Genomic DNA, 13,953 nt, shown 5'->3' on the forward strand with positions numbered 1-13,953 from the left:
TTTTACCAAATTAAGCAATCGTAAAATTGAAACATTTTAATAATTGAGGTAAATTGTTGAATCAAAATTAAAACAACCAATATTTAAGTATAATTTTCGCCTCAACATTAAAAAATATAGCACTACTTTTATTTAGTAATCAAATTACTAAATGAAAGTGTTTACTTTACTCTTTAGTAGTTATATACTGTGGTTACAAACAAAACGAACAGGAGTTGTTTTTATGGCACACTCGCCTTATACATCTATAAATCGTTTAGCAGTAGAAGGGAAAAACATTGCCCCTTCTCTTGTATTAGCAGTTTATAGCATTAAATATTTGTCTGTTACTAGAGAAAATCAAATACCTAACAATGTTAAAATAGATTTTTTGATTAAAGATTCTTCTAATACGATTAAGAATTTACGTAACGCATTCCAACTGATTGAAGAAACTTTTCCAGATTTAAAAGGAGTTTATACAAGTCTGAAGATTTCTTGGGATCAACTTAACGAGCGAGCGCTATTTGAAATATTAGTAGCTGTAAATAAGTTTGACGATATCGATTATTCGGATACAGCAAGTCAAATTGTGCATTTGACATATGGAGGGCGATCTTCTGTGAGAGCAGAACATACAACACCTGAATTTCTGAATCGTCTATTAGTAACTTTGCTGGACATCAATGAATCCTCTTCATTTTATGACGGTGTAGCCGGGTATGGTGGGACCATTATTGAAGCAGCAAAACAAAACCCTGATAAAAAGCTAAAATTTTACGGACAAGAGCTTAATTCAGAAAGTTGGGCTATCGGTAAATTATCTTTATTATTATCCGATATCTCGAGCGATACATTTGTTTTGGGCAACACCTTATCGGAACCTTGTTTCGTTGAAAAAAATGAAACGAAAAAATTTGACTACATCGCAATGGCTATACCTTTTAGTCTTAAAATGCAAGAACAGGATTATGCAAAGTTAAATGAAGACCCTTACGGAAGATTTGTGTTGGGAAAAATAACAAAATCGAATGCTGATATGGCTTTTATCCAACATGCACTTTCTTCTTCTAGCGGAAAAGGACGTGTAATTCTAACAGTCACCAACGGTACCTTGTTTAGAGGCGGAATGGATCAAGAAATACGACAAAGACTATTAGATACCGATCAGATCGAAGCAATCATTTCATTATCAGACAACCTTTTGCCCAATACGGCAATTCCGATTTCATTACTTATACTTAACAAAAACAAATCGAAAGAAAAAGTCGGAAAAGTACAGTTCATAAATGCGAGTAAATTGTTCGAAAAGAAAGGTACATCGAAATATTTAAGCGATGATCATATTGCTCGAATTCATAATGCATTAAATAGCTCAACTAACATAGAAAATTTCAGCAAACTAATCCCAACCAATGAATTGGAGAATAGTCTTGCTGTCGAACGTTATTTAAGAGATGAACAAATTAGCCTTGAAGGAAATGTATATCGCATAGATTTCGAAAAATTCCAGGATGAGTCTTTAAACAAACAATCAATCCATTCTCTTGGCACTGTGTTTAGAGGAATAAATATTTCCACAAAAAATGTATCTGATGACGAAAGTAGTATGTATAAAATTATTAAAATGTCCGATGTTCAAAATGGAAAAATTCTACTCAATGATATAAATACAGCTACTCTGTCTTCATCATCAAAATATGCTCAATATCAAGTCCAAGAAGGAGATTTAATTATTTCTTCAAGGGGACAAAATATTAAAGTTGCTGTAGTCCCTAAACACGAAGAAACAATTTTACTTTCACAAAACTTTTTAGGGTTTCGCCCTTATGAAGATAAAATTAATCCTTATTATCTACAAGCTTATTTAGAAAGTCCAATCGGCCAGTACTCGATTCAAAATATTATGGGTGGTGCGTTGACCCCTGTTTTAAACCCAAAAGATTTTTCTAATTTAGAAATTATTGCTCCAAGTTTGTATGTCCAAAAAAGTACAGCGGCAAAGTACAAAGAAGCAAAAGAAACATACGAGCACATGCTAAATCAAGCACTGCAGAACTACACCACTCTAAAGAACGAAGCATATAGCACCTGCGGAATAATAGACACGTTCGAAAAGATTAAATAAAACAAGGAGGAAACTACGATGAATCGGACCTACTGGAAAGTAGTTATACGATATGGCCTTTCGGTAAAGGAAAAGAAGTCAGGGTGGCTCGCTATTTATTAGAACCAGACATTGCAACCTCAATTGATGTGATGAATCAAGTTGACACTACGCCTGCCGGGCACTAGGAACTATCGAAAAAGTGGACTTATATGAATAGCTTGAAGGCATCCGTACTGAAAAAGCTATTTGAGAACGATAAAGCAAAATGAAATTTATCATTAATCCGCCCAGTGCTTATCACTTAATTAACGAGAAGCTCATCAAAAAATGTTAATGGTTCTATCGTTTATATAATGTAAACTAATAAAAACTCAAGTTATATTTCCATTAAAATCGAACCTTCATTATTTAAAAAGAATTCACAAATATATTTTAGTTTTATAGGGGGAAATATTATGGCAACAGCAAACTTAGGATTTGAAGAAAAACTGTGGAAAATGGCAGATAAACTACGTGGATCTATGGATTCAGGTGAGTATAAAAACGTCGTTCTCGGACTATTATTTTTAAAATACGTATCTGATGCATTTGAAGAGAAACATGCAGAATTAAAAGAAGATGAGTGGGCAGATGAAGAAGATCGTGATGAATATGTGGCAGATAATATCTTCTTCGTCCCTCAAGAGGCACGTTGGTCATTCATTAAAGACAACGCTAAAAAGCCTGAAATTGGGCAGCTTATTGATGCGGCAATGGTGGCCATTGAAAAGGAAAATCCATCTTTAGTTGGAGTATTACCAAAATCTTTCGCACGACCAGAACTTGATAAAACACGTCTTGGCGAGACAATTGATTTGTTCTCTTTCAAAGTTGGTGACGAAGATAGTCGAGAAAAGGATGTTATCGGACGCGTCTACGAATATTTTTTGAGCAACTTTGCCAGCGCCGAAGGGAAAAACGGTGGGGAGTTCTATACACCATCCTCTATTGTATCCCTATTAGTCGAGATGTTAGAACCTTACCAAGGGCGTGTCTACGACCCAGCCTGCGGATCTGGAGGAATGTTCGTACAATCATCAAAGTTTGTGAAAGAACATCAAGGACGGATTGATAATTTATCAGTCTACGGCCAAGAGTCTAACCCAACGACTTGGAAACTGTGCAAAATGAACTTGGCGATTCGAGGAATTGATGGCAACATTGGCCCTCATCAAGCTGATACATTCTTGAATGATATACACAAAGGACTAAAAGCGGACTTCATCCTTGCAAATCCCCCCTTCAATATTAAAGACTGGGGTGGCGATAAATTACAGGATGATGTGCGATGGCAATATGGAGTCCCACCACAAAATAATGCTAACTTTGCCTGGGTACAACATATGATTTCAAAGCTGGCACCTGCTGGGACAGCAGGTTTTGTGTTAGCGAATGGATCGATGTCTTCAAATTCAGGGGGTGAAGGTGAAATCCGTAAAAACATAGTTGAGAATGATTTAGTGGAATGTATCGTTACCTTGCCAGGTCAGTTATTCTATTCGACGCAAATTCCTGTATGTTTATGGTTCATATCAAAAAACAAAACTAAAACTGGTGCACGTGAACGAAACAACAAAATTTTATTTATTGATGCACGTCATCTTGGATTCATGGCAGATCGTACGCACAAAGAATTTGGTAAAGAAGATATCGATAAAATCTCGGAAACATTCCATGCATGGCGCGGGACAAATGATCAGGAATACTCAGATGAGTTAGGCTTTTGTAAGGAAGCAAACATTGAAGAAGTACGTGAGCACTACTATGTGTTGACTCCTGGGCGATACGTGGGATTAGCTGAACAAGAAGATGATGGTGAGGTATTTGAAGAGAAAATGGAACGCTTAACTAGTGAACTAGCAGAGCAGTTTGCGAAATCCAAAGAGCTAGAAGAACAGATTCGGAAAGCGTTAGGTGAAATTGGATATGGAGTTTAAAGAATATTATTTAGAAGAGATTCTCGAAAGTATTTTTAGTGGAGGTACTCCTTCAACTAGTAATCCCAGTTTTTGGAACGGTGAATATCCTTGGTTGTCTTCCGGAGAAACAAGAAATAGAATAATTAAAGATACAGAAAAAACAATCACTAAATTAGGAGTTGAAAATTCTTCAACTAGACTAGCTAAAAAAGGCGATCTTGTAATGGCTTCTGCCGGTCAAGGACATACCAGAGGACAAATTTCTATTTTAGATTTAGATACTTATATTAATCAATCTCTAATTGCGTTAAGAGTGAATGAAACCAAAGTAGATAACCGGTATCTATTATATAATTTAACTCACCGATATGCAGAATTAAGAGGACTCTCAGATTCAGCAAGTATTCGCGGAAGTATTACTACGAAAATGTTAAAAAAAATCAAAATATCACTTCCACCATTGGAATATCAAAAAAAAATAGCTGATTTATTATGGAATTTAGATATTAGAATAAATTACAACAATTATTCGATTACTACTCTTGAAAACCTCTCTCAAGCTCTTTTTAAACGTTGGTTTATCGACTTTGAATTTCCAAACGAAGAGGGAGAGCTTTATAAATCAAATGGTGGTGAAGTAGTTAAAAGTGAATTGGGATATATACCCAAAGGATGGCGTGTAATAAGTTTAGATGAAATTGCTAAATTTCAAAATGGATTAGCTATGCAAAAATTTAGACCTGCAGAAAATAATGTCTCTCTACCAGTTTTGAAAATTAAAGAATTAAATCAAGGAAACACAACTTTAAACAGTGAACGTTGTTCGGTAGATATAAAAGAAGAAGTTAAAGTATTTGACGGGGATGTCATTTTTTCTTGGTCTGGAACTTTACTAGTAAAATTATGGACTGGCGGAAATGCAGGACTAAATCAGCATTTATTTAAAGTGACTTCTGAAAAATATGAAAAATGGTTTTATTATTTATGGACAAAATACTATCTAAAAGTCTTTCAGGCGAGGGCAGCGGAGAAGGCTACTACAATGGGTCATATTAAACGCTCACATTTAAAAGAAGCAAAAGTCTATATACCCTCTCAAGAAACTTTGAAAGAAGCTACTAAATTGATACAGCCAATAATAGAAAAGATAGTTGTTTTGGGTATTGAAAACAAAAAATCAGCTCAACTTCGCGATACTCTTCTCCCAAAACTTCTCGCAGGTGAAATCGAAATTATTGATGAATTGGAGGTGTAAAGGATGTTTAGATATAACGAATCAGAATTAGAAGTAGCTACATTAGAGTGGTTAGAAGAACTAGGCTATAACATTGTAGAAGGACCAGATATTGCACCAGATGGCGATAGTCCAGAGCGTGACAGCTTTCAAGACGTTGTATTAGTCAATCGTTTGCGTAATGCTTTACGAAAAATTAATCCAACAGTTGATACAATAGTCATTGAAGAAGCAGTTCAAAAAATTGTAGCGAATGCATCGCCAAATTTAATTCTAAACAACAAACAATTTCATCAACTTACAACAGATGGTATTGAAATTCAAATGCAAGGAAAGGACGGGTACAACCCAACAATATCGGTTTATGTCTTTGATTTTGAGAATCCAAAAAATAATGATTTTGTAGCTGTCAATCAATTTACTGTAGTTGAAGGGCAATCGAATAAACGTCCCGATGTAATTGTATTTGTAAATGGTCTACCTATAGTTGTTATCGAATTAAAAAATGCAACTAACGAAGACATCGATATTTCAGACGCCTATAATCAAATTCAGACTTACAAACAAGCAATCCCTACCCTGTTTCGCTATAACGCGTTCTTAATTGCAAGCGACGGTATCAACGCACGGGTAGGGTCTCTCACTGCAAATGAAGAGCGATTTATGAAATGGCGCACTATTGATGGTGTATTATTAGCCAGTCCCGCAGAACCGCAACTCGAAGTCATGTTAAACGGGATGTTAGTGCCCCATCGACTCTTAGACATCATTCGAAATTTTATACTCTTCCAATCTGATGGAGAGAACACTTATAAAATATTAGCGGCATATCATCAATACCATGCTGTAAACAAGGCTATTGAAAAAGCCCAAGACGCAACTAAAGATACCGGTGATCGTAAAATTGGTGTCGTCTGGCATACACAAGGCTCCGGAAAAAGTTTGTCGATGGTCTTTTATGCCGGAAAGCTTATTAAAACGATGAATAATCCTACACTCGTGGTCTTGACAGACCGAAATGATTTGGATGATCAGTTGTATAAAACATTCTCTTTATCTAAGGAAATTCTACGCCAGTCCCCTAGTCAAGCTCAGTCGAGTGATTCATTACGTGAATTATTAAACGTCGAATCCGGCGGCATCATCTTTACAACATTACAGAAATTTTCTCCCGATGCAGAAACGGGTGAAATGCCTTGTTTGACAGATCGTAAAAATGTGATTGTCATAGCCGATGAAGCCCATCGATCTCAGTATGGCTTTGGTGCAACACTGTCACAACAGAAGGACAGTGAAGGCGAAGTTAAGTATGGATACGCCAAATATGTCCGAGATGCTTTACCGAACGCTTCATTTATTGGATTTACGGGAACACCTGTCGAATCAACGGATCGAAACACTCCGGCTGTATTTGGTGAATACATCGATGTGTATGATATGTCGCAAGCCGTAGAGGATGGCGCAACGGTGAAAATTTTCTATGAATCGAGGGTTATCCCATTAGAGTTACCAGAAGGATTGGCAATTGATGATGATTATGAGGATATTACAGAAGAACAAGAATCCTCAATTAAAGAAAAGCTAAAATCAAAGTGGTCACGTTTAGAAGCAATCGCTGGAGCTCGTTCACGCGTCGAAAAAATGGCCCAAGATGTAGTACACCATTATGAAGAACGTGAAAAAGCGATGTTTGGTAAATCTATGATTGTTGTTATGTCACGTCGTATCGCAATCGATCTATATAAAGAAATTATTAAGATTCGACCAGAATGGCATTCAGATGATGATGACAAAGGTGCCATCAAAATCGTGATGACCGGTTCTTCAAGTGATCCTGTCGAATGGCAACCATTCATCGGCACTAAAAAACGTCGTGAATTTTTATCACGTCGCATGAAAGACAATATGGACCCGCTGAAAATTGTTATTGTAAGGGATATGTGGTTAACAGGGTTTGATGTTCCCTCCATGAATACAATGTATATTGATAAACCGATGAAGGGTCATAACTTAATGCAAGCTATCGCTCGAGTAAACCGTGTGTTTAAAGATAAACCGGGGGGCTTGGTCGTCGACTACATTGGTGTGGCAGATAACTTAAAAGAGGCCTTGAAGCAGTACACAGACAGCGACCGTGAAACGGCCGGTGTCGATACATCACTTGCAGTTGATATCATGTTAGAGAAACATCAACTCATTTTGGAAATGTTGTATGGACATGATTATTCAAGCTTTATGTCAGAAAAGTCATCGCAACGTATTAAAACGATTGTGACTACGATGGATTATGTAATCGGTTTAGGTGAAGAAGAAAAGAAAAGATTTTTAGATACAGTGACAGAGCTATCGAAAGCCTATGCTTTATGTGCAACGATGCAAGAAGCTGAAGAGTTGAATGATGAAATTGGTTTTTTCAAGGCTGTCAAAGCAAGTATTGTGAAAACCATTGGTGATGGCAGCAAGAAAAAAACAGCTAAACAAATGGACGCACAAATTAATCAGTTGATTTCAAAATCGGTTATTTCTGAAGAAGTCATTGATATCTACAAAGAACTTGGTCTAGAGAATCCAGATATTTCGATTTTATCTGATCAATTTTTGGAAGATGTTCGTGCATTGCCAGAAAAGAACTTAGCAGTCGAGTTATTGAATCGTTTACTAAATGGCAAGGTGAAAAGTGTACAACGCAGTAACTTAATCAAAGCACGAAAATTCTCAGATATGCTATCGAATGCCCTGAATAAATATAATAAGCGTACAATTGAGACCTCTAAAGTTATTGAGGAATTAATTGAGTTAGCTAAAGAAATGGATGAATCTTTCAAACGAGGCGAACAACAAGGAATGATCAAAGAAGAAGTTGCTTTCTATGATGCGTTGGCTTCGCACGAAACGGCGGAACAAGTTCTAGGAGATGATACTCTAAAAATCATTGCCCACGAACTTACAAAATCCATTAAAGAAAATATGAGCATTGACTGGAATTTGCGTGATTCTGCGCGCGCGAAAATGCGAGTTATAGTCAAGCGCTTACTGAAGAAATATGGTTATCCACCAGAAATTAGTAAAAAAGCGATTGATACTGTCCTTGAACAGGCAGAACTCATGTCAGAACAACTAGCATTGAAATTATAAAATATTTGAAAAACATTAAACATAGTCAAAGTTTATGAAAATGTAATCCCGTCTCTAAACTTCGGTGACGGGATTATTTCGTTATATTTCAACTGAAGGTCATAGTTGAACTTAAGATTTTATTATTCTGACTCCTGAATAACATTTCGAAGATATTCTTATCCAAAAATCAGGAAATTGGATTCATTTAACAAATAAAAGGTATTTTGATCTCAAATATGATACTTAACCACCACTTTCAATTTTCACTTTTTCAAATTCATCTTTTTTTAGTACAATCAATCCATATTCTTTCTCAAGACCTGAAATTTTATCGTTTAAATATTCCAAATATCCTTCTTCTTTTTTAAATATAGTCGTCAAGTCAATTATTTCTGTTTCTTTCAATATTTTTATTTTTCTTAATGAAGCATATTTTTGCTGATAGTAAATCAATAACGTAGCTTTACCAAAACAGTAATTATAAGAAGCACCACTAAAAACAAAATTTAAAGGCAATAATTTAGTAAGATTCTTACTCAAGTCCAAATGTGGTTCAACAATATCAAGGTTATTGTTAATTTCATATACAGATTCACTGAAGGACATTTGATTAAAGTTTTTTACAGAGTTTTTGATTAGAAACCCTGCACAACCGTATCTTCCAAGTTCTATTGCTTTAACTATGCTAAAAATACACAGCTTATGAACTTTTTTCTCAATAAGCTCTTTTGAAGAGGTTTCACTAACACGATCTTTTATACGTTGTATATTAATTAAAGGATTATTTGGTGATTCTTCTATCTGCTTCACATCAATGAATGATTCATGAATAACAACTTCTCTGTTATCCATATTAATTAAATACTCAAATAAAATGTTTAGTACGTCAGTTAATTGTTTTAAATCATTTCTTTCAATTGAAGTAGCTATCATCGAAGCGACTAGTGTCAGGTAATCATTGTGATTGGAATAAAGTTCCGAACCTTTGTCAGATTGATTCAATCCTTTTAAAACTCTTAAGGCTTCACTATTATTTTTACTATATAACTTATTAACAACCCTATAGGTAGACAAGTAATATTCATCAAACACATTTTTAAAATTGGTTTCTAATGATACTTTATGTTTATTATTTTTATCCCAATTTGATTGCAATTCATCGATAATTTCAAATGATATTGGACGCATTTCTATAAAATTTTGAATTAAAATTTTGATGTCTCTAGGATTGTTCAAATCTAAAGCAATATCGGATAATTCTAGTATTCCTTTTTGTATGATTAAAATTAGTTTTCCATATTCCCCACTTGATAGTGGGAATATTTCACTAAAATAAGATTGATCTTGGTGAATTAAAATTATTTGAGAAAATAATTTATCATCTAACTCACGTAAAGATTGAGAAAAATCATTTGTTAAGTTATATTTTTTCTTAGACATAATTATTTGAAAAACAATTTCCACATATACAGAAAGTTTATTTACTTCACGCGTAATATTTCGAGTGATTACTTCTTCACTAACACTTTTATACTTATATTTAAATCTTTCTTGTTCAATGTTATAAAAAGCGACTTCTATTGATTTTAACGAGTCGTTAAAAGTTTTAATAATATTTATTGAATTAATTAGAAACAAATAAGATAAAACTGCCGAAACAATCCATGAAAGATAAATCATAAACACTAAAATGTTCCCAATATTTAATTTTTCTTGAGAGACGGGTTCAAATATAATACTTGAAACAAAAATTAGTACTGTCATTATTAAAAACACATTATACCGATTAAAAAAATGTTTTTCTTTTTTAAACATAGATATTGCTACGTCTTTTTGCTCTTTATATGTAAAAAAATAAACAGTAAAACTCAGAGGAATTAATATCTTTGAGATACCATTAAAAAAAACTATAAATTTATATATAACTTCTCCTAAATCCCCAATCATTAACTCACTCCTTTAAAAAAAAGTGAGGAGATAAACTCACTCACTGATCATATATTCACTCACAAAATATTCTTTTATGCTGTCTGCAGAGATAATAGCGTTTGAAGAGTCATATTCCGCTAACCCAACCCTTGCATCTTTCCAAGGACTTTCTGAGTGAGATAATTTTTCTAACTCTTTACCATCATAAAATTTGAAAACTTCCCAAACATCCCTGATAATTTTTTTTTGTTCCGTTGTTAATTCAGAAAAATCATAATCCTCTTCAATTACTATATCTTTGTAACCAAAACCTTTGAATTCTCTATAAACATCTGGAACGACTGGGCCGTGAGCCCATGCTTCAATTTTCTCAGAAAATAAAACCGTATTGTTGATTGCAAGATTAAATCCCTGAACGTAATAAAGTAATTTTTGAAGTTTTAAGTTAGTTATACTTTCTACGGTATTAGGTTTACTTAGCGAAAGAAAATAATTAGCTACAATTTTTGCATTAACTTGACTCATAATTATCCCTCCCCCTATAACTTAATTATAAAATACATCTCCTTTGATGTCGAACACTAAGCCGACAACACGCCATAATAAAAAGCAAAATTAGATTCTTAAAAATAAACTAAAGACATTGATAATTTATATCGAAGTAACACCCTTACAAAATCATTTACAAAAAAACCACCCACCAGCTTTCGCTGATGAATGGTTCCTGTAAAGGCGCATGACTTACATCATGCCGCCCATTCCACCCATGCCGCCCATGTCAGGCATTGCAGGAGCGTCTTTTTCTGGCTTGTCTGCGATGACTGCCTCTGTTGTGAGGAACATCGCTGAAACAGATGCTGCATTTTGGAGTGCTGAACGCGTCACTTTCGCCGGATCGACGATACCATGTGCGATCATATCGACGTATTCGCCAGTTGCCGCGTTGTAGCCGACACCGACTGATTCGTTCTTGAGTTTCTCGACGATGACCGAACCTTCTTCACCCGCGTTTTCCGCGATTTGACGGACCGGTGCTTCGAGGGCACGAAGGACGAGTTTCACACCAGTTGCTTCATCCGCTGTCACTTCTGCAAGCAACGCACGAACAGCCGGGATGACGTTGATGAGTGATGTACCACCACCCGCAACGATTCCTTCTTCGACTGCCGCACGTGTCGCGTTGAGTGCGTCTTCGATGCGGAGTTTACGCTCTTTGAGCTCTGTCTCCGTAGCTGCACCGACTTTGACGACGGCTACGCCACCTGCGAGTTTCGCGAGACGCTCTTGGAGTTTTTCACGGTCGAAGTCAGACGTTGTCTCTTCGATTTGGTTACGGATCGTTTGAACGCGGGCTTTAATCGCGTCTTCGTTTCCTGCACCTTCGACGACAGTCGTTGTGTCTTTTGTGACGACGACTTTCGATGCGCGACCGAGCATGTCGAGTGATGCTGATTTGAGGTCGAGACCGAGGTCTTCTGTGATGACTTGACCGCCTGTGAGTGTCGCGAGGTCTTCGAGCATCGCTTTACGACGGTCACCGAATCCTGGTGCTTTGACGGCTACCGCGTTGAACGTACCACGGAGTTTGTTCAAGACAAGTGTCGCGAGGGCATCGCCTTCGATATCTTCTGCGACGATCAAGATCGGCTTCCCTTGTTGCACGACTTGCTCGAGCACCGGGATGATTTCTTGAATGTTTGAGATTTTCTTGTCTGTGATCAAGATGTACGGGTTGTCGAGTGACGCTTCCATCTTGTCAGAGTCTGAGATCATGTATGGTGACAAGTATCCACGGTCGAACTGCATCCCTTCGACGACGTCGAGTTCAGTTGTGAAGCCACGTGATTCTTCGATTGTGATGACACCGTCGTTACCGACGCGCTCCATCGCTTCTGCGATCAATTCGCCAACTTCTTCGTCCGCTGCCGAGATGGCCGCAACTTGAGCAATCGCTTCTTTTGACTCGATTGGTTTCGAGATGGCTTTCAACTCTTCAAGCGCGCGTGTGACCGCTTTGTCGATCCCTTTACGAAGGATCATCGGGTTCGCGCCCGCTGTTACGTTCTTGAGCCCTTCACGAATCATCGCTTGTGCGAGGACTGTCGCTGTTGTCGTACCGTCCCCTGCGACTTCGTTCGTCTTCGACGCGACTTCCGCAACAAGTTTCGCGCCCATGTTTTCGAAGCGGTCTTCGAGTTCGATTTCTTTCGCGATTGTCACGCCATCGTTCGTGATGAGTGGTGAACCGAATTTTTTCTCAAGGACGACGTTACGTCCTTTTGGTCCAATCGTTACTTTGACTGCGTCAGCGAGTGCGTCGACGCCGCGAAGCATCGCGTGACGTGCATCTTCTGAGAATTTGATATCTTTTGCCATCGTTCATTTCCCCCTAAAAAAAGTTTTTGAATAATGGTGCTTAGCCTACGATTGCGAGAATATCGCTCTCGCGAACGATTAAGTACTCTTTTCCATCATGCTTCACTTCGGTACCTGCGTACTTCGAGTAGATGACCAAATCATTTTCTTTCACGTCGAGAGCGATGCGCTCGCCTTGGTCTGTCACGCGGCCTGTACCGACTGCGACGACTTTCCCTTGTTGCGGCTTTTCTTTCGCCGTATCAGGAAGCACGATGCCCCCGATCGTCTTTTCTTCTTTCTCCACGACTTCGATGATGACACGATCGCCTAGTGGTTTTAACATGGAAAAACCCTCCTCCGAATATGAATGATGTAATGTGTATCGTAAGGTTTTAGCACTCAGTTAAAAGGAGTGCTAACATTGATAAGTGTAGTATGTGTAGATAAAAAAATCAAGTGGGATACATTAAAAAATGCTCTTACTCGCGGTCAAGAGAACTTCTTTGTTACAATAAGAAAAAAGGTAGGTTCACTCTTATGATTAAGGACGTGTTGAATTGGCTACACTAAACTCAAACCAATCGATAAATACCCGTTTTTCGATGGCGCCTAACATTCGTCTCCGGCACCTCACCCCGATTTTACTATATGCGTTCGTCCAACTGTTCCCGCTCGTCATTAGTGAAGTACGGCCGGAATGGTTGACGGAAACGTTCGTCGGGCTCTGGCTAGCCATCGGATTCGGTGTAACGATTGTTCTGTCAATCTTGCTCATCTGGCCAGACTTGAAACAATACAAAGCCCAAGGCATCCAGTCGAACTTGAACGACACGGTCAAATGGATCGGGCTCGGGATTTTGATGCAATACGGGCTCGTCATCGTGGCGAACTTGATTGAGACGGCCATCTCTGGTGAACTGGTCGAGTCGATGAACACACAAAACATCGCCGAGATGGTGGAAGTCATTCCACTCATGATTTTGCCGGTCGTCTTGCTTGGACCAATCATCGAAGAGATTCTTTTCCGTCATATCTTGTTCGGGAACTTGAACGCGCGCTTCGGTTTCTGGATTGCCTTTGGGGTCAGTTCGATTTTATTCGCACTCATCCACCAAGATAATCGGTTCCTCGTGTATATCGCGATGAGTTTTGCATTCTCTTACGCGTATGCGAAGACAAGACGATTGATCGTTCCAATCGCCATCCACGCGTTTAACAACGCGCTCGTGATGCTCGTACTATTTTTAATGTAGAAATGAGGTGGCAGT

The 13,953-nt window shown here is 37.6% G+C and carries 9 protein-coding genes; 5 read left to right on the plus strand and 4 right to left on the minus strand.

All coding sequences use genetic code 11. The features are described 5' to 3' along the window. Positions 1-223 precede the first annotated feature (223 nt). From KNO61_RS16085 to KNO61_RS16100, 4 genes are all read left to right on the plus strand, one after another. Positions 224-2,107, plus strand: coding sequence for an N-6 DNA methylase (locus KNO61_RS16085; protein ID WP_214873912.1), 1,884 nt, complete (start codon positions 224-226; stop codon positions 2,105-2,107). 437 nt (positions 2,108-2,544) lie between these two features. Continuing rightward, a complete protein-coding gene (locus tag KNO61_RS16090; protein ID WP_214873914.1) occupies positions 2,545-4,065 on the plus strand; it encodes a class I SAM-dependent DNA methyltransferase in 1,521 nt (506 codons plus the stop codon). Beyond that, positions 4,055-5,302: a restriction endonuclease subunit S gene (locus KNO61_RS16095; RefSeq protein WP_214873916.1), complete on the plus strand. Its 1,248-nt coding sequence runs from the start codon at positions 4,055-4,057 to the stop codon at positions 5,300-5,302. The genes KNO61_RS16090 and KNO61_RS16095 overlap by 11 nt, the downstream gene beginning before the upstream one ends. A gap of 3 nt (positions 5,303-5,305) precedes the next feature. Beyond that, entirely contained in the window at positions 5,306-8,416 is a 3,111-nt protein-coding gene (locus KNO61_RS16100; protein ID WP_214873918.1) for a type I restriction endonuclease subunit R, read from the plus strand. Positions 8,417-8,641: 225 nt separating this feature from the next. Here the strand turns inward: KNO61_RS16100 and KNO61_RS16105 are convergent, their stop codons facing one another. The 4 genes from KNO61_RS16105 to groES form a co-directional block, all read right to left on the minus strand. After that, positions 8,642-10,345 (minus strand): hypothetical protein, encoded by a 1,704-nt coding sequence (locus KNO61_RS16105; protein WP_214873921.1) that lies wholly within the window; start codon positions 10,343-10,345, stop codon positions 8,642-8,644. Between the two features lie 36 nt (positions 10,346-10,381). Next, positions 10,382-10,852, minus strand: coding sequence for a Panacea domain-containing protein (locus KNO61_RS16110; RefSeq protein ID WP_214873923.1), 471 nt, complete (start codon positions 10,850-10,852; stop codon positions 10,382-10,384). 216 nt (positions 10,853-11,068) lie between these two features. Then, entirely contained in the window at positions 11,069-12,703 is a 1,635-nt protein-coding gene (groL, locus tag KNO61_RS16115; RefSeq protein ID WP_214732102.1) for a chaperonin GroEL, read from the minus strand. Between the two features lie 40 nt (positions 12,704-12,743). After that, a complete protein-coding gene (groES, locus tag KNO61_RS16120) occupies positions 12,744-13,028 on the minus strand; it encodes a co-chaperone GroES (RefSeq protein WP_214829662.1) in 285 nt (94 codons plus the stop codon). Positions 13,029-13,242: 214 nt separating this feature from the next. Between groES and KNO61_RS16125 the strand changes: the two genes are divergently transcribed. Continuing rightward, positions 13,243-13,938: a CPBP family intramembrane glutamic endopeptidase gene (locus tag KNO61_RS16125; RefSeq protein ID WP_084156048.1), complete on the plus strand. Its 696-nt coding sequence runs from the start codon at positions 13,243-13,245 to the stop codon at positions 13,936-13,938. Positions 13,939-13,953 lie beyond the last annotated feature (15 nt).

It is taken from the genome of Exiguobacterium sp. s140 (assembly GCF_018617035.1).
Lineage (GTDB): Bacteria > Bacillota > Bacilli > Exiguobacteriales > Exiguobacteriaceae > Exiguobacterium > Exiguobacterium profundum.

What these genes read in the sequence shown, in the direction of transcription:
- groL (WP_214732102.1), bottom strand. Translation starts at nt 12,703, where the DNA reads ATGGCAAAAGATATCAAATTCTCAGAAGATGCACGTCACGCGATGCTT.
- KNO61_RS16085 (WP_214873912.1), top strand. Translation starts at nt 224, where the DNA reads ATGGCACACTCGCCTTATACATCTATAAATCGTTTAGCAGTAGAAGGG.
- KNO61_RS16105 (WP_214873921.1), bottom strand. Translation starts at nt 10,345, where the DNA reads ATGATTGGGGATTTAGGAGAAGTTATATATAAATTTATAGTTTTTTTT.
- groES (WP_214829662.1), bottom strand. Translation starts at nt 13,028, where the DNA reads ATGTTAAAACCACTAGGCGATCGTGTCATCATCGAAGTCGTGGAGAAA.
- KNO61_RS16090 (WP_214873914.1), top strand. Translation starts at nt 2,545, where the DNA reads ATGGCAACAGCAAACTTAGGATTTGAAGAAAAACTGTGGAAAATGGCA.
- KNO61_RS16110 (WP_214873923.1), bottom strand. Translation starts at nt 10,852, where the DNA reads ATGAGTCAAGTTAATGCAAAAATTGTAGCTAATTATTTTCTTTCGCTA.
- KNO61_RS16100 (WP_214873918.1), top strand. Translation starts at nt 5,306, where the DNA reads ATGTTTAGATATAACGAATCAGAATTAGAAGTAGCTACATTAGAGTGG.
- KNO61_RS16095 (WP_214873916.1), top strand. Translation starts at nt 4,055, where the DNA reads ATGGAGTTTAAAGAATATTATTTAGAAGAGATTCTCGAAAGTATTTTT.